A 24,422-nucleotide genomic window follows, 5' to 3' on the forward strand; every position below is an offset into this window, starting at 1 on the left:
CTCGCAACAGGATGATGAAAGGGTAACGGTCGTGACCTGTCCGCCGCACGCAGGTACTCGGGCAGCGGCTGGATGGTGTCAGGTCGATGATGGCGCGAGCGGGGGCGCTGTTACAACTTGATTCAGAACTTTATTTGCGCAACGCCGGTGTCAGGCTCAGCGTCTGCAGGCTCAGGTCCACCCAACGCTCCGCTTCCTGATAGAGATCGAAACTGTCGGGGACGAGCAACCATTGGCCGATCATGCCATCTATATAGGCGTGCAAGGCGATGGCCGCCCTGACGGTGTCCAGATCGTGCGGCAACTGCTCGCGGTTCACGGCGTTGCGCAACGACCGTTCGATGCGCACATTGCAGTCGATGCTGACCGACTGGCGCTGGCGGCGCATGTCACACATTTCATCGGTGAACTCGCACTTATGATGCAGAATTTCGTTGAGGCGGCGGGTCTTGGGGTCTACGGCGATCTGCTGGAAAAGGCGGATCAGCAACTGACGCATGCAACCCAGTGGGTCGGGCTCATCCTCGCTCTCGCTGGCCTGGGCCAGCTCCTCGAGCGGCTCCTGCAAGCTGTCGAGCATGGCCTGGACCAGATCCGCCTTGTTGCTGAAGTGCCAATAGATGGCGCCGCGCGTCACCCCTGCCAGGGTCGCGATGTCGGCCAGGGTCGTGCGCGCCACGCCGCGCTCGTAGAAGGCCTGCTCGGCCGCCTCGAGAATCTGGCTGCGGGTTTCCTGGGCTTCCTCTTTGGTACGGCGAACCATGGCAGTCGAACCTCAATCTTCAATGCACGCGCGATGCGTAACGCAGCGCCTGCTCAGGCCGGGAATCCCTTTTGTGCGGGGCTTGTCCGGAATATCGATGGGTGCGCCGCAACGTCGCGGGCATCAGGCCATCAAGTTGTTTACAAACAACCACGAATGTAAGTATATTCGTTAGTAAGCTATTAATCCAGTCGTAACATTTTTTTACCTTTCCACTATTCTTGAGCCCTCCCCCGCGCTCACGACCCGAGGATCTTCATGCAATTCAAGCCAGTTGTTACCGCTCTGGTATCCGCCGTCGCCCTGGCAACCTTGCTCAGCGGCTGTGACAAAAAGGAAGAAGCAGCCCCGCAACAGGCTCAGCAAGCTCCTCAGGTCGGCGTGGTTACCCTGAAAACCCAACCCTACACATTGACCAGCGAACTGCCGGGCCGGACCACCGCGTACCGCGTGGCCGAAGTACGGCCGCAGGTCAACGGGATCATCCTCAAGCGTCTGTTCAAGGAAGGCACCGAGGTCAAGGCCGGGCAGCAGCTCTACCAGATCGACCCGTCGGTGTACGAGGCGACGCTGGGCAGCTCCCAGGCGACGCTTGAGTCGGCCAAGTCGCTGGCCGGGCGCTACAAGCAGCTGATCGACGAGCAAGCCGTCAGCCGCCAGGAATACGACAACGCACGCTCCCAGCAGCTGCAGGCGGAGGCCTCGGTGAAGAGCGCGCAGATCGACCTGCGCTACACCAAGGTGATGGCGCCGATCTCGGGCCGCATCGGCCGTTCCGACGTGACCGAAGGCGCACTGGTGACCAATGGCCAGACCAACGCCCTGGCGACCATCCAGCAACTGGACCCGATCTACGTCGACGTGACACAGTCGTCCGCCGAAATGCTGCGGCTGCGACGCGACCTCGACAGCGGCAAGCTGCAGAAGGCCGGCGACAACGCCGCTTCGGTCAAGCTGACCCTGGAAGATGGCAGCGAGTACGCCCAGGCCGGCAAGCTGGAATTCTCCGAAGTGTCGGTCGATCAGGCCACAGGCTCGGTCACCCTGCGCGCCGTGTTCCCCAACCCGGAACACGTGCTGCTGCCCGGCATGTTCGTGCACGCCAAGCTGCAGGCCGGTGTGCGCAGCGAAGCCATCCTGGCGCCCCAGCAAGGCGTGACGCGCGACCTGAAGGGCACCCCGACCGCCTTGATCGTCAATAAAGACAACAAGGTCGAGCAGCGTCAACTGGTGGCCAATCGCACCGATGGCGCCTATTGGGTGATCGAGAAAGGCCTGAACGCTGGCGATCGCTTGATCACCGAAGGTCTGCAATACGTCAAGCCAGGTGCCGATGTGACCGTCAAGGATGCTGGCAACCTGACTCCTGAACAGTCCGCCCCTGCCGCCAACGGCAAAGGTGAATGATCGATGTCTAAATTCTTTATCGACCGCCCCATTTTCGCCTGGGTACTTGCCCTGGTGATCATGCTGGTGGGTGGGCTGGCCATTCTCAAGCTGCCCATCAACCAATACCCGGCCATCGCGCCGACCGCCATCGACATCCAGGTCACCTACCCAGGTGCGTCCGCACAGACCGTGCAGGACACCGTGGTACAGATCATCGAGCAGCAGCTCAACGGTATCGACAACCTGCGTTACGTTTCCTCGGAGAGCAACTCCGACGGCAGCATGACCATCAGCGTGACCTTCAACCAGGGCACCAACCCCGACATCGCCCAGGTGCAGGTGCAGAACAAGCTCAACCTGGCCACCCCACTGTTGCCGCAGGAAGTGCAGCAACAGGGCCTGCGCGTGACCAAGTCGGTGAAGAACTTCCTGTTGGTGATCGGCCTGGTGGCCGAAGACGACACGCTGACCCGTGAAGACTTGTCCAACTACATCGTCTCCAACATCCAGGACCCGATCTCGCGGACCTCGGGCGTGGGCGACTTCCAGGTGTTCGGTTCGCAGTACGCCATGCGCATCTGGCTGGACCCGGCCAAGTTGAACAAGTATCAACTGACACCGGTGGAAATCAGCGCCGCGATCAGCGCGCAGAACGTGCAGATCGCTACCGGTCAGCTCGGCGGCCTGCCGGCCGTGCCTGGCACCCAGCTCAACGCCACCATCATCGGCAAGACCCGCCTGCAGACCGCCGAGCAGTTCGGCAACATTCTGCTCAAGGTCGACGCTGACGGTTCGCAGGTACGTCTCAAGGATGTTGCACGCATCGCCCTGGGCGGCCAGAGCTACAGCATCGACGCCCAGTTCAACGGCAAGCCGGCCTCGGGCATGGCGATCAAGCTGGCCTCGGGCGCCAACGCACTGGACACCGCCAAGGCGATCCGTGCCACCGTGGCCAACCTGGAGCCGTTCTTTCCGCCAGGCATGAAAGTGGTTTACCCGTATGACACCACGCCGACCGTGACCGAGTCGATTTCCGGCGTCGTGCACACGCTGATCGAAGCGATCGTGCTGGTGTTCCTGGTGATGTACCTGTTCCTGCAGAACTTCCGCGCCACGGTCATCACGACCATGACGGTACCGGTGGTATTGCTCGGCACTTTCGGCATCCTCGCCGCGTTCGGTTTCACCATCAATACCTTGACCATGTTCGGCATGATCCTGGCCATCGGACTATTGGTGGACGATGCGATCGTGGTGGTGGAGAACGTCGAGCGGGTCATGGCGGAGGAGCACCTGTCGCCCAAGGAGGCGACCAAGAAGTCCATGGAGCAGATCCAGGGCGCTCTGGTGGGTATCGCCATGGTGCTCTCGGCGGTACTGCTGCCGATGGCCTTCTTCGGCGGCTCCACCGGTGTGATCTACAAACAGTTCTCGATCACCATCGTTTCGGCCATGGCGCTGTCGGTACTGGTCGCGCTGATCTTCACCCCGGCATTGTGCGCCACCATGCTCAAGCCGATCGATCCGGAAAAACACGGCCAACCCAAGCGTGGGTTCTTCGGCTGGTTCAACCGAACCTTCGACCGCAGCGTGGTCAGCTACGAGAACGGCGTGAAGCGCATGGTCACGCACAAGCTGCCGGCGTTCATCGTTTATCTGATCATTTTCGCTGGCATGATCTTCCTGTTCACCCGCATCCCTTCGGCGTTCCTGCCTGAAGAAGACCAGGGCGTGATTTTCGCCCAGGTGCAGACGCCTGCAGGCTCCTCGGCCGAGCGGACGCAGAAGGTCATCGACGAGATGCGCACCTTCCTGCTGGATGGGGAAAATGGCGAAGGCGCTGGTGTGAAGTCGGTGTTCAGTGTCAACGGCTTCAACTTCGCCGGTCGTGGCCAGAGTTCGGGCCTGGCGTTCGTCATGCTCAAACCCTGGGGTGAGCGCGACGCCGAGACGACTGTGTTCAAGATTGCCGAGCGTGCGCAGAAGCATTTCGCCAGCTTCCGCGATGCCATGGTCTTCGCCGTGGTCCCGCCTTCGGTATTGGAACTGGGTAACGCCTCGGGCTTCGACTTCTACCTGCAGGATCAGGGCGGGGTTGGCCACGAAAAACTGCTGGAGGCACGTAACCAGTTCCTCGGCATGGCCGCCCAGAGCAAGATCCTGGCGGGCGTGCGTCCCAACGGTCTGAACGACGAGCCGCAGTACCAGCTCACCGTGGATGACGAGAAGGCCAGTGCCCTGGGCATCACCTTGTCGACCATCAACCAGACCCTGTCCATCGCTTTGGGCGGTAGCTACGTCAACGACTTCATCGACCGCGGTCGGGTGAAGAAGGTCTATGTGCAGGGCGAAGCGGCAGCGCGGATGACCCCCGAAGACCTGAACAAGTGGTACGTGCGCAACGACTCCGGGACCATGGTGCCGCTGTCGGCCATCGCCACCGGTGAGTGGATCTACGGTTCGCCCAAACTGTCGCGCTACAACGGCGTGGCGGCGATGGAGATCCTCGGTACTCCGGCACCGGGCTACAGCTCGGGTGACGCCATGGCCGAGGTCGAGGCGCTGGCAAAGAAACTGCCTGATGGCATCGGCTACTCGTTCACCGGCCTGTCGTACGAAGAACGTCTGTCCGGCTCGCAAGCCCCGGCGCTCTATGCGATATCGCTGCTGTTCGTGTTCCTCTGTCTGGCAGCCCTCTATGAAAGCTGGTCGATCCCGATCGCGGTGCTTCTGGTGGTGCCGCTCGGTGTCATCGGTGCGTTGATTGCCACCAGCATGCGTGGCTTGTCCAACGACGTGTTCTTCCAGGTAGGCCTGTTGGTGACGGTGGGGTTGGCGGCGAAGAACGCCATTCTGATCGTCGAGTTCGCCAAGGAGCTGCACGAACAGGGCAAGAGCCTGGTCGATGCGGCGGCCGAAGCGTGCCGCATGCGTCTGCGGCCGATCATCATGACGTCCCTGGCGTTCATCCTCGGCGTTGTCCCGCTGGCGATTTCCAGCGGCGCAGGTTCGGGCAGCCAACATGCAATCGGTACCGGGGTGATCGGCGGTATGATCACCGCCACCGTCCTGGCAATCTTCTGGGTGCCGATGTTCTACGTGGCCGTGTCGTCGATGTTCAAGAGCAAATACGACAAGGAACACGAGAAGGACAAGGGCAACGACAAAGCCATTACACACGAAGAGGCTGGCCAATGAGCAAGTCACTGATATCCATCGCTGTCGCCGCCTTCGTGCTCGGCGGCTGCTCGATGATCCCCGAGTACCAGCAGCCTGCCCTGCCAGTGGCCGAGCAGTTTCCGCAAGGCGAGGCCTACGCGCCCGCCGATGCGGCCGAAGTGGCTGCGGCCGAGCAAGGCTGGCGGCAGTTCTTCACCGACCCGGCGCTCGAGCGCCTGGTGCAGGTGGCGCTGGAGAACAACCGCGACCTGCGCGTGGCGGCCCTGAACATCGAGGCCTACCGGGCGCAGTACCGCATCCAGCGCGCCGATCTGTTCCCGGCGATCAACGCCGACGGCACCGGTACGCGTCAGCGCACACCGGCCGACCTGTCACAGCTTGGCGAGTCGGGCATCTCCAGCCAGTACGGGGTCACCCTGGGCGTCAGCGCCTATGAACTGGACCTGTGGGGCCGCATCCGCAGCCTCAACGAACAGGCGCTGCAGACCTACCTGTCCAGCGAAGAGGCACGTCGTTCCACCCAGATCAGCCTGGTGGCCAACGTGGCCAATGCCTACCTGACCTGGCAGGCCGACCAGGCGCTGCTGAAACTGACCCAGGACACCCTGGGCGCGTTCGAGCAGAGCCTCAAGCTGACCAGCCGCAGCACCGAAGTGGGCGTGTCCTCGGCCCTCGACCTGAGCCAGGCGCGCACCGCGGTGGAAACCGCCCGGGTCAGCCTGGCCCGCTACCACCGCCAGGTGGCCCAGGACCGCAACAGCCTGACCATGCTGCTGGGCACGCGCATTCCGGTGGACCTGCCCGAAGCCCGTGGCCTGGATGCCGACCTGCTCAGCGAAGTGCCCGCAGGCATGCCGTCGCAGCTGCTGACCCGGCGCCCGGACATCCTCGAAGCCGAGCACGCCTTGCTGGCCGCCAACGCCAACATCGGCGCGGCTCGCGCAGCGTTCTTCCCCAGCATCAGCCTGACCGCCAACGCCGGCACTTCGAGCCGCCAGTTGTCCGGCCTGTTCGACGCCGGTTCCGGCAGCTGGTTGTTCTCGCCCAGCATCAGCCTGCCGATCTTCAACGCCGGCGCGCTGCGTGCAAGCCTGGACTACTCGAAGATCCAGAAGGACATCAACATCGCCACCTACGAGAAGGTCATTCAAACGGCCTTCCAGGAAGTGTCCGACGGCCTCGCCGCACGCAAGACCTACAACGAGCAGTTGCAGGCCCAGCGTGACTCGGTACAGGCCAACCAGGATTACTACCGCCTGGCAGAGCGTCGCTATCGGATCGGTATCGACAGCAACCTGACCTTCCTCGATGCCCAGCGCTCGCTGTTCAGTGCTCAGCAATCGCTGATCACCGACCGGCTTTCGCAGCTGACCAGCGAGGTCAATCTGTACAAGGCCCTGGGTGGCGGCTGGTACGAGCGTACGGGCCAGGCCCAGTTGGCACAGCCAGCGCAGGCGCCGAAAAGCTGAAGCGCAACGTTGCAAGAAAAAACCACCGCCTGCGGTGGTTTTTTTATGCAGGTCAGGCGGCGACGTCGGCACGAACAGGGTAACCCCTGAAGAAAATGTCACACGGGACTGGCCGAAAGTTCAATCTTGAGCAATAGTGGTCTGATGACCAGATAACTGACTTGTTATTAACCAGTTAGTTAGTGTTCGGTTATCGCACGTATTCCCGTGCGGTCGGTTGAATCGGGCGTCACCCCAACGCACCATCCGCGCAACACTTAGAAACATGCATGACCTGCTCGTACAAGCGTGCGTCAATCATAAAATCAATAACAATAGGTTTACCCCATGCGCCAGCACTTCCGTCGTTCACCCCGTCTGTTGCCCAACCTGATTGCGCTGACCGTTGCCACGGCCGCCCTGCCCTCCTTTGCGGCCGAGTCCGGCTTCCTGGAAGACGCCAAGGTAGGGCTGAACCTGCGCAACTTCTACTTCAACCGCAATCACACCAACCCGGCCTTTCCGCAGAGCAAGTCCGAGGAATGGACCCAAAGCTTCATTCTCGATGCCAAGTCCGGCTACACCCAAGGCATGGTCGGCTTCGGTGTGGACGTGCTGGGCATGTACTCGGTCAAGCTCGACGGCGGCCGTGGTACCTATGGCACGCAGTTGTTGCCTGTGCATGACGGCAATGACCCGGCCGACGATTTCGGTCGGTTGGGTGTGGCCGCCAAGGCCAAGATATCCAAGACCGTGCTCAAGGTCGGTGAATGGATGCCGGTGCTGCCTATCCTGCGCTCGGATGACGGGCGCTCGCTGCCGCAGACTTTCCAGGGCGGACAGGTCACCTCCCAGGAAATCGACGGCCTGACGCTATACGGCGGCCAGTTCCGCAAGAACAGCCCGCGCAACGACGCCAGCATGGAGGACATGTTCCTGCAGGGCCGCGCCGGCATCACTTCCGACCGCTTCAATTTCGTCGGTGGCGAGTACACCTTCAACGGCAAGAACACCCTGGTCGGCCTGTGGAATGCCGAGCTCAAGGACATCTACCAGCAGCAGTACCTGCAGATTCTCCACAGCCAGCCCTTGGGCGACTGGACCCTGGGTGCCAACCTGGGCTTCTTCCATGGCAAGGAGGACGGCAGCGCAAGGGCCGGTGACCTGGACAACAAGACCTGGTCGGCGCTGCTGTCGGCCAAGTACGGCAGCAACACCTTCTATGTCGGTCTGCAGAAAGTCACCGGCGACAATGGCTGGATGCGCGTCAACGGCACCAGTGGCGGCACCCTGGCCAACGACAGCTACAACTCCAGCTACGAGAACGCCAAGGAGAAATCCTGGCAGTTGCGCCATGACTTCAACTTCGCCGGCGTGGGCGTACCGGGGCTGACCCTGATGAACCGCTACATCAGCGGCGACAATGTGCACACCGCCACCGTCACCGACGGCAAGGAATGGGGCCGCGAAACCGAACTGGCCTACACCGTGCAGTCGGGCACCTTCAAGAGCCTGAACATGCGCTGGCGCAACTCGACCATGCGCCGCGACTACAGCACCAGCGAGTTCGACGAAAACCGGGTGATCGTCAGCTATCCGCTGAGCATTCTGTAACCCTCGCGCCGGTGACGGGCATGGTGCCCGCACCGGCCCGCTCGGGCGTCACTGGCGCGATTCGACGCCCAGCTCATCCCATACCGATTCGGCCAGGTGAAACGTCGCGTTGGCCGCTGGAATGCCACAATAGATGGCACTCTGCATCAAGACTTCCTTGATCTCTTCACGGGTGACACCGTTGCTTGCCGCCGCACGCAAGTGCAGCTTGAGCTCGTCGTTGCGATTCATGCCGATCAGCATGGCGATGGTGACCAGGCTGCGGGTGTGCCGCGGCAGGCCCGGACGGGTCCAGATATCACCCCACGCATGGCGGGTGATCATCTCCTGGAACTCGGTATTGAACTCGGTCAGGTTGTTCAGGCTGCGTTCCACATGGGCATCGCCCAACACCGCTCGCCTGACTTTCAGACCTTCTTCGTAGCGTTCTTTTTCGTCCATGGACGTGCTCCTTCAGCGCAACAGAAATTCGACGACGCGGGCACTGAAAGGCGCACCGACTTCAACGTTGGACAAATGCGCCGCGGCAAACTCCGCGTAGTGCGCACCGGCCACCTGCTCGACGATGAATTGCGCGTCGGCGGGCGTGGTCACAGCGTCCTCGGTGCCTGCGATCACCAACAGCGGTACCTGGATGGCACCCAACTGCTCGCGGAAATCGGCGTCGCGCACGGCGGCGCAGTTGGCGGCGTAGCCTTGGGGCGAGGTGGCGGCGAGCATGTCGGTGACGCGCCGGGTTTCACCCGGGTTGGCTTCGGCGAACGCCGGGGTGAACCAGCGCGCGATGGAGGCGTCGCGCAGCGACTGCATGGCCGCCTCGCCCTGCCCAAGGACCATTTCGATCCGGGGGTTCCAGACGTCCTGGGTACCGATTTTCGCCGCCGTGTTGCAGATCACCAGCTTGTGCAGGCGCTCGCCGGCGTTGATCCCCAGCCATTGGCCGATCAGGCCGCCCATGGACAGCCCGCAGAAATGCACCTTCTCCAGGTGCAGGGCATCGAGCAACGCCAGCACGTCGCCGCCCAGTTGCTCGACGGTATAGGTGCCAGGGGAGACCAGGGATTGGCCATGGCCACGGGTGTCGTAGCGCAGCACCTGGAAATGCTCGGTGAAGGCGGCCATCTGGCTGTCCCACATGTGCCGGTCGGTGCCCAGCGAGTTGGACAGAACCAGTACCGGCTTGTCCTCGGGGCCTTGCAGACTGTAATCGAGTTCGCCGTCGGCGAGTTGTACCTGTGCCACGCTCATCTCCTCACGCATTCAAAAGATCGTGTTCGGCGACCGCCCGTTCGACCCAGACCCGGGCCTGGCCCAGGTAATGCGAAGGGTCCAGCAGACGGTCCAGTTCATTGGCGTCCAAGTGCTCGGTGACCTGCGGCTCGTCGCCGAGCACCGCGCGCAGGTGCCGGCCCTGGGCGACGGCCTGCTTGCAGCACTGTTCCAGCACATGATGGGCGCGGTCGCGACCGATCCGCTGGGCCAGCACGATGCTCACAGCTTCGGCCAGCACCAGGCCGTGAGTCAGTTCCAGGTTCGCCAGCATGCGCCCCTCGTCGACCTGCATGCCGTCGGCGATGGCCAGCGCCTGCTGCAGCGCGCCGGACACCAGGCAGCAGATCTCCGGCAGCGTTTCCCATTCGGCGTGCCACAGCCCCAGGCTGCGCTCGTGTTCCTGCGGCATCGCGCTGAACAGCGTGGCCAGCAGGCCCGGCACCCGGGTGGCGGCGCCGATCAGCACCGCCGCACCGACCGGATTGCGCTTGTGCGGCATGGTCGAGGAACCGCCCTTGCCTGGTGCCGAAGGTTCGAAGACTTCCGCCGCCTCGGTCTGCATCAGCAGGCTGATATCACGCCCCAGCTTGCCCAGACTGCCGGCCAACAGGCCCAGCACCGAGGCCAGCTCCACCAGTCGGTCGCGTTGGGTATGCCAAGGCTGCTCGGGCAGATTCAGGTGCAGTTCCTCGGCCAGCGCCTGGGCCACCGGCATGGCTCGATCGCCGAGGGCGGCCAGGGTGCCCGAGGCACCGCCGAACTGCAGGCAGGCCAGCCGCGGCCTGAGCTCGCGCAGGCGCTGCCGGCTGCGGGTCAGGGCGCCGAGCCAGCCAGCGATCTTCATGCCCAGGGTGACGGGTGTGGCGTGTTGCAGCCAGGTTCGTCCGGGCATCACCGTGGCCGCATGGCGGCGAGCCTGCTGGCTCAGGGCATCGGTCAGCAGGCGCAGGTCGGATTCGATCAGCTCCACTGCCGCCAGCAGCTGCAGGACCAGCCCGGTGTCCATGACATCCTGGCTGGTCGCCCCCAGATGCACGTAGCGCTCGGCCTCGGCGTCTGTGGCGGAAATGACCTTGCCGAGCATCTTGACCAAGGGGATGGCCGAGTTGCCAGCACTGGCAATGGCCTGCGCCAAGGCCTGGAAGTCGTATAGCTGGGCCTTGCACGCGGCCTCTATGGGAGCGACTGCCGCGCTGGGGATCACACCGACCCGCGCCTGGGCGCGAGCCAGCGCGGCTTCGAAATCGAGCATGCCCTGCACCCGGCCATGGTCGCAGAAGATCTGGCGCATGGCCGGGGCGGTGAAGTAGACATCGAACAACTGATTGTTCGGCGGTTGGTTCATGGAGCTCCCCTGCAAGGGCGCGCCAGCGATGGCGCGCCCCTGGGTTTAATGGTCGGTATGCAGGTACTTGGGCTGCTTGGGCAGCCGCAGGCTGAACAGGAAGGCGATGGCCATCATCACCGTGACGTACCAGTAGAACGCGTTTTCGTTGCCCATGTTCTTCAGGTTCAAGGCGACGAACTCCGCTGAACCGCCGAACACCGCGTTGGCCACCGCGTAGGCCAGGCCGACGCCCAGGGCGCGCACCTGTGGCGGGAACATCTCGGCTTTGACCAGGCCACTGATCGAGGTGTAGAAGCTGACGATGGCCAGGGCCAGGGTGATCAGCACGAACGCCAGGAACGGGCTGGTGACGGTCTTCAATGCCATGAGGATCGGCAAGGTGCACAAGGTACCGAGCCCGGCGAACCAGAGCATCGAGGTGCGTCGGCCGATGCGGTCGGCAAGCATGCCGAACAGCGGCTGCATGCACATGTACAGGAACAGCGCGCCGGTCATGATCAGGCTGGCGGTCTTGGCATGCATGCCTGCGGTATTGACCAGGTACTTCTGCATGTAGGTGGTGAAAGTGTAGAAAATCAGCGAGCCGCCGGCGGTGTAGCCCAATACGGTGATGAAGGCTGCGCTGTGATTCTTGAACAGCCCGGCGATGCTGCCGGCGTCCTTGTCGTTGCGCGTTTCGGCGGTGCTGGTTTCCTTCAGCGTACGGCGCAACAACAGCGAGATGATCGCGGCGACGGCACCGACGAAAAACGGAATGCGCCAGCCCCAGGCCCGCAGTTCCTGCTCATCGAGAAACTGCTGAAGGATGACCACGGTCAGCACAGCCAGCAGTTGCCCGCCGATCAACGTCACGTACTGGAACGACGCGAAGAAACCACGCTGGCCACGCAGGGCGACTTCGGACATGTAGGTCGCCGTGGTGCCGTATTCACCGCCCACCGACAGACCCTGGAACAGCCGGGCCAGCAACAGGATGATCGGTGCCCAGACACCGATGGTGGCGTAGGTCGGCAGGCAGGCGATCACCAGCGAGCCAGCGCACATCATCAGCACCGAGATCATCATGGAGTTCTTGCGGCCATGCTTGTCGGCCACGCGGCCGAACAGCCAGCCACCGATCGGCCGCATCAGAAAGCCTGCGGCGAACACTCCGGCGGTGTTGACCAGTTGCACGGTTGGATCGTCGGAAGGAAAGAAGGCTGGGGCGAAATAAATGGCGCAGAAGGCGTAGACATAGAAGTCGAACCACTCCACCAGGTTGCCCGATGAAGCGCCGACGATCGCGAATATGCGCTTCTTGCGCTCCTCACCGGTGTAATGAACTGTTGTCATGTTTTAGTTCTCATTGAGGTCGGTAAAGGCTAGACATAACCTGTTACAACCTCAGGCACAAGGTGATTGGCGGTCTGGGAGGTTGAGGGTTGGCTTTAGGGCCTCTTCGCGGGCAGAGCCCGCTCCCACAGGAGCCTGCTCCCACAAGAACATTTGATCTATGTGGGAGCGGGCTTTCTGTGGGAGCGGGGCGGGCGGCGAGCCCTCTGCCCGCGAAGAGGCCCGTCAGGTCCCCCTCAAACCCGCTCGATCGCCAACGCCAACCCCTGCCCTACCCCCACGCACATCGTCGCCAGCCCGCGCTTGCCGCCACTTTTTTCCAACTGATGCAGCGCGGTCAACACCAGCCGCGCCCCGCTCATGCCCAATGGGTGGCCCAAGGCAATCGCCCCGCCGTTGGGATTGACCTGCGCCGCGTCGTCCGCCAGCCCCAGCTCGCGCAGCACGGCCAGGCCCTGGCTGGCGAACGCCTCGTTGAGCTCGATCACGTCGAAGTCCTCGACCGCCAGGTCCAGGCGTTCCAGCAGCTTGCGCACTGCCGGTACCGGACCGACGCCCATTACCCGTGGCGCCACCCCGGCACTGGCCATGCCCAGCACCCGGCCACGGGCCGTCAGGCCATGCTTCTGCACTGCCTCGGCACTGGCGAGAATCATGGCGGCGGCGCCGTCGTTGACACCCGAAGCATTGCCTGCGGTCACGCTCTTGTCGGCGCCGTTGACCGGCTTGAGCCTGGCCAGGGTTTCCAGGGTGGTATCGGCACGTGGATGCTCGTCCTGCTCGACCACGGTGTCGCCCTTCTTGCCGGGAATGCGCACTGGTACGATTTCCTCGGCGAAGAAGCCCGCCGCCTGGGCGGCAGCGGTGCGTTGCTGGCTGCGCACGGCGAAGGCGTCTTGGTCCTCACGGGAAACCCGGTAATCGTCAGCCACGTTGTCGGCGGTCTGCGGCATCGCATCCACGCCATAGTGGGCCTTCATCAGCGGGTTGATGAAGCGCCAACCGATGGTGGTGTCTTCCAGCTTCATGTTGCGGGAGAAACCGGCATCGGCCTTGCCCATGACGAAGGGTGCGCGTGACATCGATTCAACACCACCGGCAATCGCCAGCTCCATCTCGCCACTGGCAATGGCGCGGAACGCCGTGCCCACCGCATCCATGCCCGAAGCACACAAGCGGTTGAGGGTCACGCCCGGCACGCCTTCGGGCAGGCCGGCCAGCAGCAGCGCCATGCGTGCGACGTTGCGGTTGTCTTCGCCCGCCTGATTGGCGCAGCCCATGAACACTTCGTCGACCTGCGCCCAATCCACCGTCGGGTTACGCTCGAGCAACGCCTTGATCGGCACGGCGGCGAGGTCGTCGGCACGCACGTTGGCCAGGCTGCCGCCAAAGCGACCGATGGGCGTACGTACCGCATCGCAAATGAATACGTCACGCATCATGCTTCTCCCGGCGCTTGGCCATGGGCGGCCGCGGTGCGTGCTTCCAGGGCGCGCAACGCCTCCAGTTCGGTGGTATCGGGCTCGGCCGTGGTCTGCACGTCGTCGGCGAAGCGGACCTTCCAGCCGGTGGCAGCACTGATCTGCTCGCGGGTCACACCGGGGTGGATGGAGGTGACCACGAACTCGTTGGTGCCGGCCTCCGGTTCCATGATGCACAGGTCGGTGATGATCCCCACCGGGCCTTGGCCCGGCAGGCCCAGGCGCTTGCGCGAGTCGCCGCCGTCACCATGGCCCACCGACGTGAGAAAATCGAGCTTCTCGACGAAGCTGCGGTGCGACTGCTTGAGGATGATCAGCACGCTCTTGGCGGAACCTGCGATTTCAGGCGCTCCGCCAGCGCCCGGCAGGCGTACCTTGGGCTGATGATAGTCGCCCACCACGGTGGTGTTGATGTTGCCGAAACGGTCGACCTGGGCGGCGCCGAGGAAGCCGACGTCGATACGTCCACCCTGCAGCCAGTAGCGGAAGATCTCACCCGTCGGCACGACGGTGTCGGCGGTTTCCGCCAACTCGCCATCGCCGATGGACAAGGGCAGCACGGTGGGTTTAGCGCCAATCGGACCTGATTCGTAGATCAGCACCACGTCCGGCGAGGAGGTCAGACGGGCCAGGTTGGCGGCCTTGGACGGCAGGCCGATGCCGACGAAGCACACCGCGCCGTTGCGCAAGCGCCGCGCAGCCGCGACGGTCATCATCTCGTTGGTGGAGTAAGTCATGGGGTCACCTGCGCTGCGCTGGCCAGTTTCGCCTGGTATTCGCTGAAGTTCTGCGTGCCACGGATGTAGGTGTCGATCCAGGCGGTAAAGGTCTGTCGGTCTCGCGCAATAGGATCCCAGGCTTGGTAAAACACGTTGTCGCGCTCGGTGTAGCCGTGGGCGTAGGACGGATGTGCCCCACCCGGTACGTGGCAGACCGCAGTCAGTGCCCAGGTCGGCAGTACGCAGGCGTTCATGGGGGCCTGCAGGTCGTCGACAATTTCTTCCACCGTGACGATACAGCGCTTGGCGGCCAAGGCGGCCTCCTTCTGCACGCCGAGGATGCCCCACAGCAGTACGTTGCCCTTGCGGTCGGCTTTCTGCGCATGGATCACGGTGACATCGGGGCGCACCGACGGCACCGCTGCCAGCACTTCGCCGGTGAAGGGGCAGGTCACCGTCTTGATCAGCGGGTTGACCTTGGGCAGATCGGAACCGGCGTAGGCCCGCAACACCGCAAACGGCAGGCCCGAGGCGCCGGCCACATAGGCATTGGCCAGGTCGGCATGGCTGTGTTCTTCGATCTCCAGCGCTTGCGGCCACTGCTTCTCGACGGCGTCGCGCAGTCGATGCAGCGAACCGACACCGGGGTTGCCGCCCCACGAGAAGATCAACTTGCGAGCGCAACCGGCGCCGATCAACTGATCGTAGATCAGGTCGGGGGTCATGCGCACCAGCGTCAGGTCTTTCTTGCCTTGACGAATGATCTCGTGACCTGCAGCGGTTGGAATCAGGTGGGTGAAGCCTTCGAGCGCGATGGTGTCGCCATCGTTGACGAATTGCTTCACCGCGTCGGTGAGCGACAGAATTGCAGCCATGTGGGCAGGACTCCTCGGTACTGTGAGCCATCTTGTTTGAATGAAGCTGGCATACAGGTTAGGGCGCCAGCCTCACACGAACAATCCGATTATCGACTATCTGTTCGATTATCGAACAGTACAGCGGCGCGCTTCAGGTAGCGTCGGCGTGGCTGACGCGCCCCTTGATCAACAAGGCCACGGTGGCCAGCACGGCGGGGACGACCAGCGCAGTCAGCACCTGTTCGAAATCCCAACCCAGGCCGAGCAGTGTCGCGCCCATCCAGGCACCCAGAATTGCACCGAAACGGCCGATGCCCAGCATCCACGACACACCGGTAGCGCGTCCCTGTGTCGGATAGAACCGCGCGGCCAGCGACGGCATCGCCGACTGCGCGCCGTTGACGCACATCCCGGCGATCAGCACCAGCGTCGCCAGCACGGTGATGTTGCCCAGGCTTTGCCCTACCGCGTAGGCGAATACGCCAGCCAGCAGGTAGAACGTGGCAATGACCTTGTGCGGGTTGAACCGGTCCATCGCCCAACCCACGCCTACGGCACTCAGTACACCGCCGAACTGGAACAGCGCGCCGATGAAGGCGGCCTGCTCGAGGCTCGCGCCGCTGTCGCGCATCAGCGTCGGCAGCCAGCTGGTCAACAGGTAGACGATCACCAGACCCATGAAATAGGTGAGCCACAGCAGCAAGGTGCCGGCACGGTAGGTGCCCGAAAAGATCACCGCCAGGACGTTGCTCGCTTTGACGGTTTTCTGTTCGGGAACGCTGAAACGCTCGGCCCGCGCCACTTGCTCAGGGTCGATCGGTGCAAGGGTACGACGGATTTTTTCCACGCTTTTGTTGCGTACCACCAGGTACCGCGCCGACTCGGGCAGCCAGACCATCAGCACTACCGCCAGCAGCAGCGGCAGCACACCGCCGAGCAACAGCAGGCTGTGCCAGCCGAAGGCAGGAATCAGCTTGGCGGACATGAACCCGCCACCGGCCATGCCCAGGTTGAAACCGCAGAACATGCTGGTCACCAGCAGCGAGCGAAAGCGTTCGGGGGTGTATTCGGACAACAGCGTGGTGGCGTTGGGCATACCCGCGCCCAGCCCCAAGCCGGTGAGAAAGCGCAGGATCAGCAGTTGATCGACGTTGCTGCTGTAGGCCGATGCCAGGCTGAACCCGCCAAACACCAGCACCGCCCCAACCAGCACCACCTTGCGCCCGAAGCGGTCGGCCAAGGGCCCGGAGCCCAGCGCGCCGAACACCATGCCAATCAGCGCGGCGCTCATCACCGGCCCCAGGCTGGCCCGGTCGATGCCCCACTCCTGCGACAGCGCGGGCGCGATGAAGCCCATGGCGGCGGTGTCCAGGCCATCGAGAAAGACGATCAGGAAACACAGGATGACCACGCGCCATTGGTAGCGCGACAGCGGTCGGTCGTTGATCAGGGTCTGCACATCCAGGCACACCCCTGCAGCGTTGGCAGGTCTGTTCATTATTGTTCTTGTCATTGTAGTTATTCGGGAAAGACGGGCACATCGACACATGCCTGAGCAGTCGATGCGATGGACATTAGTCAGCGCGCCCCGGCCCGGTCAATCGCGCACCTGCAGATGTGTGCGGTCACCGCACACTGCAATGCCCACGCTGGCCACGATGGTTCAAGCGAACAGTTGCGCACTCAAGTCGCGGCTGGCAGCCAGCATGATCGGCAGGAAGCGTTGCTCCAGTTCCGCCCGCGTCACTCGACCGGCGTGGGTACTGACGTTGAGCGCCGCCAGCACCTGCCCCGACGCGTCGTACACCGGCACGGCAATCGAACGCAGGCCCTGCTCCAGCTCCTGATCGACGATGCACCAGCCCTGCTGGCGAACCCGCTCCAGGCATTCGAGCAATGTCACCTTGCTGGTCAAGGTACGGCTGGTCTTGGGAGCAAGGTCGGTGTGCTGCAGGTATTCGTGCAACGAAGCATCGTCGAGCGCGGCGAGCAATATGCGGCCCATGGAGGTGCAATACGCCGGCAGCCGGCCGCCCACCGACAGGTCCACGGAGATCAGCCGCTGGGTCGTGGCCGAGCGCGCGATGTAGAGAATGTCGTCGCCTTCGAGCGTGGCCATGTTGCAGGCTTCGTGCAGCTGCTCGCTCATGCGATCCAGATACGGCTGTGCAGACACCGCCAGGGGTGTCGACGACAGGTAGGCATGGCCAAGGGTCAGGACCTTGGGCAACAGCGAGTAGGTGCGCCCATCGGTGGTGGCGTAGCCCAACTTGATCAGGGTATGCAGGCAACGTCGCACGGCGGCCCGAGGGATTTCGGTGCGGTGGCTGATCTGCGCGATGGTCAGGTGTCGCTTGCGCTCCTGGAATGCCTGCACCACCGCCAGCCCGCGGGCCAGCGAGGTCATGAAGTCGGGATCGCCGGTAAACGCCTGGATGCGCTTGGCCGGCGATGCCACGATCGGCGGAGCCAGGGAGCTGAACGCAGTTCGCTGGGGCACTGTCGAGGCTGCCGGTGGAGTGTCTTCGCTCATCAAACTGCCCTCTGGATACTGGGAACTGCTCAGGGCGATTATCGAACCAGCGGGCGATAATCGCAAACCTGTACAGCGGGCGTTTCGTGGTCAGTGCTGAAACTTATCCCTGTTTGCGTTTTCCTAGTGTGTATCGAGTTGAGCTACACACATTCGATGACAGGCCCAGGTGCCCCGTTGACACTGCGACTCGCTACAATGCGTTCGCCAACTGGCACGGCGCTGGAGAAACCCTGTCAGCCGGTTTCAACTTTCCAATTATCAGAGTAATGAATGTGACGAAAGACGAACTGCGCGCGCAACTGGAGCGCCAGGAACAACGTTACAAGGAAGTCTACGGCGGCGAGATCACCACCTACGCTGCTCAGCCGGAACCCGAACGCAAACCTTGGCGCAAACGCGCCAGCATTGTCGATCTGGCATTCCAGGAAGAGATCCAGAAGATCGAAAAAGACCTGCAACAGCCTAACGCCTGATATTGACGTGGCACGACGCACCGCGCCGGCCCTGCCACGTCAATTGCCATCAAAAATGCGTCATGTGGCGATAAATTTCATACGCCCGTTTGAATTATTCAGGGTTGTATGCGGGACGTTGCCTGCTACCGATAGCCTGAATTTTCGGGGCCAAGGTGCCTGCTGCTTTGGCGTCAGCCCTCGCCACTGCCTGCTGAATGCCGGAAAAGCGGACCCACCGGTCAGCGCCTGGGGGGTCATAACGCCTCGATTTCTGGCATAATCGCGCCCCCTCAATGGCCCGGTCACAAAACCTTCATGATCGAATTATTCAGCGCACTGGATGCGTGGGTGTTGGTCAGCCTGTTCTTAGCGCTGGCGTTTGTTCTCACCTTCGAATTCATCAACGGCTTTCATGACACCGCCAACGCGGTGGCCACAGTCATCTACACCAAGGCAATGCCGCCGCACCTGGCCGTATTCCTGTCCGGTATCTTCAACTTCCTCGGCGTGCTGCTGGGCGGCGTTGGCGTGGCCTACGCGATCGTCCACCTGCTGCCGGTGGAGTTGCTGATCAACGTCAACACCGGACATGGCCTGGCCATGGTGTTCTCGCTGCTGGCCGCGGCCATTACCTGGAACCTGGGCACCTGGTATTTCGGCATTCCGGCCTCGAGCTCGCACACCCTGATCGGCTCGATCCTGGGCGTGGGTCTGGCCAATGCCTTGATCAACGACATCCCCCTGGGCGACGGCGTCAACTGGCAGAAGGCAATCGACATCGGCGCCTCGCTGGTGTTCTCGCCCATCGCCGGCTTCGTGGCGGCGGCCCTGGTGCTGATCGGCCTGAAATGGTGGCGTCCGGCGTCCAAGATGCACAAGACCCCGGAGCAGCGGCGCAAGCTGGACGACAAGAAGCACCCACCGTTCTGGAATCGCCTGGTGCTGGTGTTGTCGGCCATGGCCGTGAGTTTCGTGCACGGTTCCAACGATGGCCAGAAGGGCATCGGCCTGATCATGCTGGTATTGATCGGTATCGTCCCGCAGCAGTTCGTACTTGACCTGAACTCGACCACCTACCAGATCGAGCGGACCCGCGACGCGACCCAGCACTTGAGCCAGTTCTACCAGCGCAACCAGGCCACCCTGGGTGAGTTCCTGGCGCTGGGCAAAGCCCAACAAGGCGATCTGCCGGAGAAGTTCAGCTGCAATCCGCAGCAGACCGAACCTACCATCGCAGCGCTGTTGAGCACGCTTGAAGGTGTCTCCGACTACCATTCGCTGGCGGCCGAGCGTCGCATCGAAGTGCGTCGCTACCTGCTCTGCCTGGATGACACGGCGAAGAAGGTCGGCAAGTTGCCAGCACTGGAGCCGCGTGAGAAATCCGACCTCGAGAAGCTGCGCAAGGACCTCACCGCAACCACCGAATACTCGCCGTTCTGGGTCATCCTGGCCGTGGCCCTGGCCTTGGGCACCGGCACCATGGTCGGCTGGAAACGCGTGGTGCTGACCATCGGCGAGAAGATCGGCAAGCAGGGCATGACCTACGCCCAGGGCATGTCGGCGCAGATCGTCACAGCGTGCGCCATCGGCGCAGCCAACGTGTTCAGCCTGCCGGTGTCGACTACTCACATCCTCTCCTCGGGCGTCGCTGGCACCATGGTGGCCAACAAGAGCGGGCTGCAGGGCGGCACGGTGCGCACCATCATGCTGGCATGGGTGTTGACCCTGCCGGCCTCAATGGGCCTGGCGGCCGGGCTGTTCTGGTTGGCGAGCCAACTGGTCGGCTAGGTAATGAGCGACAGTTGCAGAAAAGGCGCCCGCGGGCGCCTTTTTGCATGGGTGGGAAAACGCTGGACGCTACTTGCGCTTGCTGCCGCCCAGCAAAGACCCCATCAAGCCGCGAACCAACTGGCGACCGAACTGGTTGGCCGCCTGGCGCATCGCTGACTTCAATGCCTGCCCCGCAGCGCCACTGAGAAACTCGCCGGCCTTGTCGGCCAGGCTTGGCGCGGGCGGCTGTGCAGGGTCCGCGGCGGGCGCCAGCTTGCGCGCGGTCAGCAGTTCATAGGCGGACTCGCGGTCCACCGGCTGATCGTAACGCCCGGCCAGTGCAGAGTTGCGGACCACGGCGGCACGCTCGGCGTCCGTCAGCGGGCCGATACGCGACTGCGGCGGCGCGATTGAGACGCGCCGGACCATCGCCGGGGTGCCTTTCTCCTCCAGCGTTCCGACCAAGGCCTCGCCGGTGCCCAGCTCGGTCAGCACCGCCAGGGTGTCGAACGCGGGGTTGGGGCGGAAACCTTCGGCAACCGCCTTGAGCGCTTTCTGCTCTCGGGCGGTGAACGCCCGCAGACCGTGCTGGATGCGCAGGCCCAGTTGGGCCAGCACCGCATCGGGCAGGTCGCTGGGCGACTGGGTGACGAAGTACACGCCGACGCCCTTGGAGCGAATCAACCGCACCACTTGCTCCAGGCGATCCTGCAGGGCTTTGGGGGTGCCGTTGAACAACAAGTGGGCTTCGTCGAAAAACAGCGCCAGCAACGGCTTGTCGGCGTCGCCGCGCTCGGGCAATTGCTCGAACAGCTCAGCCAGCAGCCACAACAGGAAGGTGGCGTAGACTTTCGGCGCCTCGTGCACCAGGCGGCTGGCGTCGAGCAGATGGATGCGGCCGCGGCCATCGGCGTCGGGGTGCAGAATGTCTTCCAGGCGCAGGGCCGGCTCGCCGAACAGCGCTTCGGCGCCCTGCTGCTCCAGTGTGGCAAGGCGGCGCAACAGGGCCTGGCTCGAGCCCGTGGTCATCAGCGCGCTGTCGTCACCGAGCAGCTCTAGGTTGTCCCGGAGGTGGTTGAGCAGCGCCTTGAGATCCTTGAGGTCGAGCAGCAGCAAGCCTTCGCGGTCGGCTACCTTGAAGGCGGCGTACAGCGCGGATTGCTGGCTGTCGGTGAGTTCCAGCAGGCTGCCCAGCAGCAGCGGCCCCATTTCGCTGAGCGTGGTGCGCAGCGGATGGCCGGACTGCCCATGAATGTCCCAGAGGGTGACCGGGCAGGCCTGGGGGCGGTACTCCAGCCATGGCATCTGCGCAATCCGCTCGGCGATCTTGCCCTGCGGATTGCCACCGGCGCCCAGGCCGCACAGATCACCCTTGATATCGGCGGCAAAGACCGCCACCCCGGCCTCGCTGAATGCCTCGGCCAGGCGCTGCAGGGTGACCGTCTTGCCGGTTCCGGTGGCACCGGCGATCAAACCGTGGCGGTTGGCCAGGCGCAGGTCCAGACCCACTGGCTCGCCGCTCAGGTCGGCACCGAACAATACGTGTCGGGCATCCGTCATGTTGCACCTCTGCTGTTATTCAATGAAGCCTGACCCAGCGTAATGCCAAACCGGCCGGTGTGCAGGAAAAAATCCTGGGTGAATCAGTGCCGGCCTCTTCGCGGGCAGAGCCCGCTCCCACAGGGCAAGGGAGGCGTTCCCTGTGGGAGCGGGCCGGGCGGCGAGCCCTCTGCCCGCGAATAGGCTTGCTGCCACAAGAATGGTAGGTGTTCCCTGTGGGAGCGGGGCTCTGCCCGCGAAGAGGCCCCTGAGTGCACGTATGACCCACTGATCTAACCGCGAACCCAAGTCGCTGACGAATCGCGCCGACGCGGCTATCATCTCGCCCACGACGGCCCGACGCCGGCCCATACGGACTCTTCCATGCAGCGCACTCGCCTTTCCCCTCCCGCGAACCTCGCGACGACTCGCCTACCATGAGTCGTATGCTGTGGCTGGTTCTGATCATCGCCGTCGCCGTGCTCATTCCCATCGTCATGGGCGGCAGCGAAATGCTCCAGCGCCTGCGCGGGTTCTCGCTGCTTCTGCTATTGGGCATGTTCGGCATGATCTGCGTCGGCTGGGTGGTGAATGCCATGCGCCTGCGGCTGCTGCTGGCCGAGCAGGCCGCACGCATCGGTCGGCTGAAGACGGTTGCGGTAGTGATGGCGGCAGAGTTCGCCTATTGCGCCACCCCGGGCGGCAGCGGCGCACCACTGACCCTGCTGGCCTTGCTGGGACGCCAGGGCATCGGCGCGGCCAAGACCAGCGCCGTGTTCGCCATGGACCAGCTCAACGACCTGATGTTCTTCTTCTTCGCCCTACTGTGCATTCTGGTCTACGCGCTGTTTCACAACCTCAGCCAGGCACTGGAAAGCATGCTGCTGGCCAGCGGGATTCTGATGACGGGCGCGTTGATAGCATGCGCAGTACTGGCGCGCTATCACCGCCCGGTGATCAAGATCAACGGGCGGCTCCTGCAACTGCTGCGCATCAAGCCCGCCACACGACGGCGCTGGGCGCGCAAACTGCTGCATTTTCTCGACGCTTTCGCTGACAACTTCCGCCTGCCCCGCCGCGTGCTTGCCCAGGTGTTTGCCTTGACCTGCGTGCACTGGACGCTGCGCTACAGCGTGCTGTATTTCACTTTGCAGGGGCTGGGCAGCGAGGTGGACTGGGCGTGGAGCTTTCTGATTCAGATGCTGGCCCTGAGCGCCGGCCAGTTCAGCCTGTTGCCCGGCGGCGCGGGCGCCGCCGAGCTGGCCTCGGCCGCCCTGTTGGCGCCCATGGTAGGCAAGTCGACCGCTGCCGCCGCCATTCTGATCTGGCGGCTGGTCACCTACTACTTCTACCTGATCGCCGGCGGCCCGGTGTTCGTCGCCCTGTTGGGCAAACCCTTGCTCAACAAGCTGCTGCGGGCCCGCCAGGCTTGACCGCAGCGGGCGTGTCGACGTCGCTGGCAGGCTCGCCCTGCTGCTGTTCCCGCAGCTGCTGCGCCCACAACGCCTCGGCACCCGGAAAATCGGTGCCGTGCTCCTCGCTCAGCGCCTCGGGATCGAAGCGGCTCGCACAGCCCGCACCGAGCACCGGCAACGGCTTGGCACTGGCCTTGTCGCCCGGCTCGTCCATGCTCAGCTGAAGACTACGGTCTTGTTGCCGTGCACCATCACGCGGTCTTCGAGGTGATAGCGCAGACCACGGGCCAGAACCATTTTCTCGACATCGCGACCGAAGCGCACCATGTCGTCGATGCTGTCGCTGTGGCTGACGCGAACCACGTCCTGCTCGATGATCGGGCCGGCGTCCAGCTCCTCGGTGACGTAGTGACAGGTGGCACCGATCAGTTTCACGCCGCGCAGCGAGGCCTGGTGGTAAGGCTTGGCGCCGACGAAAGACGGCAGGAAGCTGTGGTGGATGTTGATGATCTTGCCGGCATAGGCCTGGCACAACTGCGGTGGCAGAATCTGCATGTAACGCGCCAGCACCACGACATCGGCCTGGTGCTGATCGACCAGGCGCGAGACTTCGGCGAACGCCGGCAGTTTGTCCTGAGGGTCGACCGGCACGTGGTAGAAGGGAATGCCATGCCATTCGACCATGCTGCGCAGGTCGTCGTGGTTGGACACCACGCAGGCGATGTCGCAGTCCAGCTCGTTGCTGTGCCAGCGGTGCAGCAGGTCAGCCAGGCAGTGGGATTCGCGGCTGGCCATGAGCACCACGCGCTTCTTCTGCGCGGTGTCGGTAACCCGCCATTCCATGGCGAACTCTTCGGCGATGGGCGCGAAGGCTTCGCGGAAGGCGTCGATGTCGAACGGCAGGGTGTCGGCACGAATTTCGTGGCGCATGAAGAACCAGCCGTTCTGGTCATCGGAGTGGTGGTTCGATTCGCTGATCCAGCCGTTGTGGGACGCCAGGAAATGGCTGACTTTGGCAACGATGCCAACGCGGTCCGGGCAAGCGGTCACCAGCCGAAAAGTGCGCATGTATTCAAACTCCAGAAACTTCGCAAAGGGCGCCATTCTAGCGGCTGACGGCCGAATCTGCAGTATTGATTGCAGCCTTTCAAGCGTGTCGCACACCCGCCCCGCTCCACCGAACGGGTCGGCCGGCACACTGTCGATGGAGTCACAGGTATTAAATAGATCTGCCCGGTAATGACATGAAAAATCATTCACCTCGAGTTTGCAGGCACTGTCGGTATCAACGCAGTGTTTCCGTT

Annotated in this window: 20 protein-coding genes; 7 read left to right on the top strand and 13 right to left on the bottom strand. The window is 63.3% G+C overall.

All coding sequences use genetic code 11. The features are described from left to right. Positions 1–130 precede the first annotated feature (130 nt). A complete protein-coding gene (locus H7993_RS07975) occupies positions 131–763 on the bottom strand; it encodes a TetR family transcriptional regulator (protein WP_122479405.1) in 633 nt (210 codons plus the stop codon). Between the two features lie 258 nt (positions 764–1,021). On the opposite strand from H7993_RS07975, the gene H7993_RS07980 reads away from it, so the two are divergent. The 4 genes from H7993_RS07980 to H7993_RS07995 all read left to right on the top strand — a co-directional run bounded on the left by H7993_RS07980 (position 1,022) and on the right by H7993_RS07995 (position 8,394). Then, on the top strand, positions 1,022–2,170 hold the full coding sequence (locus H7993_RS07980; RefSeq protein WP_122479406.1) for an efflux RND transporter periplasmic adaptor subunit: 1,149 nt from the start codon (positions 1,022–1,024) through the stop codon (positions 2,168–2,170). 3 nt (positions 2,171–2,173) lie between these two features. Then, positions 2,174–5,350: an efflux RND transporter permease subunit gene (locus H7993_RS07985; RefSeq protein WP_122479407.1), complete on the top strand. Its 3,177-nt coding sequence runs from the start codon at positions 2,174–2,176 to the stop codon at positions 5,348–5,350. Then, positions 5,347–6,801: an AdeC/AdeK/OprM family multidrug efflux complex outer membrane factor gene (locus H7993_RS07990; RefSeq protein ID WP_185793996.1), complete on the top strand. Its 1,455-nt coding sequence runs from the start codon at positions 5,347–5,349 to the stop codon at positions 6,799–6,801. Before H7993_RS07985 ends, H7993_RS07990 begins: the two co-directional genes overlap by 4 nt. Before the next feature lie 327 nt (positions 6,802–7,128). Further along, positions 7,129–8,394 (top strand): OprD family porin, encoded by a 1,266-nt coding sequence (locus tag H7993_RS07995; RefSeq protein WP_122479409.1) that lies wholly within the window; start codon positions 7,129–7,131, stop codon positions 8,392–8,394. Positions 8,395–8,442: 48 nt separating this feature from the next. On the opposite strand, the gene pcaC is transcribed toward H7993_RS07995, so the two are convergent. The 9 genes from pcaC to pcaR all read right to left on the bottom strand — a co-directional run bounded on the left by pcaC (position 8,443) and on the right by pcaR (position 17,936). Continuing rightward, positions 8,443–8,835 carry a 4-carboxymuconolactone decarboxylase gene (gene pcaC, locus H7993_RS08000; protein WP_185793997.1) on the bottom strand — a complete coding sequence of 131 codons (393 nt, stop codon included), beginning with the start codon at positions 8,833–8,835 and terminating at the stop codon, positions 8,443–8,445. A 12-nt stretch (positions 8,836–8,847) separates the two neighbouring features. Further along, a complete protein-coding gene (pcaD, locus tag H7993_RS08005; RefSeq protein WP_185793998.1) occupies positions 8,848–9,636 on the bottom strand; it encodes a 3-oxoadipate enol-lactonase in 789 nt (262 codons plus the stop codon). Positions 9,637–9,646: 10 nt separating this feature from the next. Next, a complete protein-coding gene (locus H7993_RS08010; RefSeq protein ID WP_185793999.1) occupies positions 9,647–11,011 on the bottom strand; it encodes a 3-carboxy-cis,cis-muconate cycloisomerase in 1,365 nt (454 codons plus the stop codon). 45 nt (positions 11,012–11,056) lie between these two features. Next, positions 11,057–12,346, bottom strand: coding sequence for an MFS family transporter (locus H7993_RS08015; RefSeq protein WP_122479412.1), 1,290 nt, complete (start codon positions 12,344–12,346; stop codon positions 11,057–11,059). A gap of 236 nt (positions 12,347–12,582) precedes the next feature. Then, entirely contained in the window at positions 12,583–13,788 is a 1,206-nt protein-coding gene (gene pcaF, locus H7993_RS08020; protein WP_185794000.1) for a 3-oxoadipyl-CoA thiolase, read from the bottom strand. Continuing rightward, a complete protein-coding gene (locus tag H7993_RS08025) occupies positions 13,785–14,564 on the bottom strand; it encodes a CoA-transferase subunit beta (protein ID WP_122479414.1) in 780 nt (259 codons plus the stop codon). The genes pcaF and H7993_RS08025 overlap by 4 nt, the downstream gene beginning before the upstream one ends. After that, complete coding sequence (locus H7993_RS08030) at positions 14,561–15,421, bottom strand: CoA transferase subunit A (protein WP_185794001.1); 861 nt, start codon at positions 15,419–15,421, stop codon at positions 14,561–14,563. The genes H7993_RS08025 and H7993_RS08030 overlap by 4 nt, the downstream gene beginning before the upstream one ends. A 133-nt stretch (positions 15,422–15,554) precedes the next feature. Beyond that, the gene (pcaK, locus tag H7993_RS08035; RefSeq protein ID WP_185794002.1) at positions 15,555–16,901 is read right to left on the bottom strand and encodes a 4-hydroxybenzoate transporter PcaK; all 1,347 of its coding nucleotides are present in this window, start codon (positions 16,899–16,901) and stop codon (positions 15,555–15,557) included. Between the two features lie 165 nt (positions 16,902–17,066). Then, positions 17,067–17,936, bottom strand: a complete 870-nt coding sequence (gene pcaR / locus H7993_RS08040) for a pca regulon transcriptional regulator PcaR (protein ID WP_185794003.1) — start codon at positions 17,934–17,936, stop codon at positions 17,067–17,069. A 275-nt stretch (positions 17,937–18,211) separates the two neighbouring features. Between pcaR and H7993_RS08045 the strand changes: the two genes are divergently transcribed. Both H7993_RS08045 and H7993_RS08050 read left to right on the top strand, forming a co-directional pair. After that, a complete protein-coding gene (locus H7993_RS08045; protein ID WP_122479727.1) occupies positions 18,212–18,412 on the top strand; it encodes a hypothetical protein in 201 nt (66 codons plus the stop codon). Between the two features lie 297 nt (positions 18,413–18,709). Next, complete coding sequence (locus tag H7993_RS08050) at positions 18,710–20,182, top strand: inorganic phosphate transporter (protein ID WP_122479418.1); 1,473 nt, start codon at positions 18,710–18,712, stop codon at positions 20,180–20,182. Positions 20,183–20,251: 69 nt separating this feature from the next. On the opposite strand, the gene H7993_RS08055 is transcribed toward H7993_RS08050, so the two are convergent. Continuing rightward, complete coding sequence (locus H7993_RS08055; protein ID WP_185794004.1) at positions 20,252–21,724, bottom strand: helicase HerA-like domain-containing protein; 1,473 nt, start codon at positions 21,722–21,724, stop codon at positions 20,252–20,254. Between the two features lie 416 nt (positions 21,725–22,140). Here H7993_RS08055 and gpgF point away from each other — a divergent pair, with 416 nt between their 5' ends. After that, positions 22,141–23,136: a glucosaminyl phosphatidylglycerol flippase gene (gpgF, locus tag H7993_RS08060; RefSeq protein ID WP_185794005.1), complete on the top strand. Its 996-nt coding sequence runs from the start codon at positions 22,141–22,143 to the stop codon at positions 23,134–23,136. Here gpgF and H7993_RS08065 read toward each other — a convergent pair. Beyond that, on the bottom strand, positions 23,105–23,332 hold the full coding sequence (locus tag H7993_RS08065; RefSeq protein WP_185794220.1) for a hypothetical protein: 228 nt from the start codon (positions 23,330–23,332) through the stop codon (positions 23,105–23,107). The two genes, gpgF and H7993_RS08065, sit on opposite strands and share 32 nt — an antisense overlap. A gap of 2 nt (positions 23,333–23,334) precedes the next feature. Continuing rightward, positions 23,335–24,186, bottom strand: coding sequence for a formyltetrahydrofolate deformylase (gene purU / locus H7993_RS08070; RefSeq protein ID WP_122479422.1), 852 nt, complete (start codon positions 24,184–24,186; stop codon positions 23,335–23,337). Positions 24,187–24,422: the final 236 nt, after the last annotated feature.

This window comes from Pseudomonas baltica (genome assembly GCF_014235765.1).
Taxonomy (GTDB): domain Bacteria; phylum Pseudomonadota; class Gammaproteobacteria; order Pseudomonadales; family Pseudomonadaceae; genus Aquipseudomonas; species Aquipseudomonas baltica.

What these genes read in the sequence shown, in the direction of transcription:
- H7993_RS07975 (WP_122479405.1), bottom strand. Translation starts at nt 763, where the DNA reads ATGGTTCGCCGTACCAAAGAGGAAGCCCAGGAAACCCGCAGCCAGATT.
- H7993_RS07980 (WP_122479406.1), top strand. Translation starts at nt 1,022, where the DNA reads ATGCAATTCAAGCCAGTTGTTACCGCTCTGGTATCCGCCGTCGCCCTG.
- H7993_RS07985 (WP_122479407.1), top strand. Translation starts at nt 2,174, where the DNA reads ATGTCTAAATTCTTTATCGACCGCCCCATTTTCGCCTGGGTACTTGCC.
- H7993_RS07990 (WP_185793996.1), top strand. Translation starts at nt 5,347, where the DNA reads ATGAGCAAGTCACTGATATCCATCGCTGTCGCCGCCTTCGTGCTCGGC.
- H7993_RS07995 (WP_122479409.1), top strand. Translation starts at nt 7,129, where the DNA reads ATGCGCCAGCACTTCCGTCGTTCACCCCGTCTGTTGCCCAACCTGATT.
- pcaC (WP_185793997.1), bottom strand. Translation starts at nt 8,835, where the DNA reads ATGGACGAAAAAGAACGCTACGAAGAAGGTCTGAAAGTCAGGCGAGCG.
- H7993_RS08010 (WP_185793999.1), bottom strand. Translation starts at nt 11,011, where the DNA reads ATGAACCAACCGCCGAACAATCAGTTGTTCGATGTCTACTTCACCGCC.
- H7993_RS08015 (WP_122479412.1), bottom strand. Translation starts at nt 12,346, where the DNA reads ATGACAACAGTTCATTACACCGGTGAGGAGCGCAAGAAGCGCATATTC.
- pcaF (WP_185794000.1), bottom strand. Translation starts at nt 13,788, where the DNA reads ATGATGCGTGACGTATTCATTTGCGATGCGGTACGTACGCCCATCGGT.
- H7993_RS08025 (WP_122479414.1), bottom strand. Translation starts at nt 14,564, where the DNA reads ATGACTTACTCCACCAACGAGATGATGACCGTCGCGGCTGCGCGGCGC.
- H7993_RS08030 (WP_185794001.1), bottom strand. Translation starts at nt 15,421, where the DNA reads ATGGCTGCAATTCTGTCGCTCACCGACGCGGTGAAGCAATTCGTCAAC.
- pcaK (WP_185794002.1), bottom strand. Translation starts at nt 16,901, where the DNA reads ATGAACAGACCTGCCAACGCTGCAGGGGTGTGCCTGGATGTGCAGACC.
- pcaR (WP_185794003.1), bottom strand. Translation starts at nt 17,936, where the DNA reads ATGAGCGAAGACACTCCACCGGCAGCCTCGACAGTGCCCCAGCGAACT.
- H7993_RS08050 (WP_122479418.1), top strand. Translation starts at nt 18,710, where the DNA reads ATGATCGAATTATTCAGCGCACTGGATGCGTGGGTGTTGGTCAGCCTG.
- H7993_RS08055 (WP_185794004.1), bottom strand. Translation starts at nt 21,724, where the DNA reads ATGACGGATGCCCGACACGTATTGTTCGGTGCCGACCTGAGCGGCGAG.
- gpgF (WP_185794005.1), top strand. Translation starts at nt 22,141, where the DNA reads ATGAGTCGTATGCTGTGGCTGGTTCTGATCATCGCCGTCGCCGTGCTC.
- H7993_RS08065 (WP_185794220.1), bottom strand. Translation starts at nt 23,332, where the DNA reads ATGGACGAGCCGGGCGACAAGGCCAGTGCCAAGCCGTTGCCGGTGCTC.
- purU (WP_122479422.1), bottom strand. Translation starts at nt 24,186, where the DNA reads ATGCGCACTTTTCGGCTGGTGACCGCTTGCCCGGACCGCGTTGGCATC.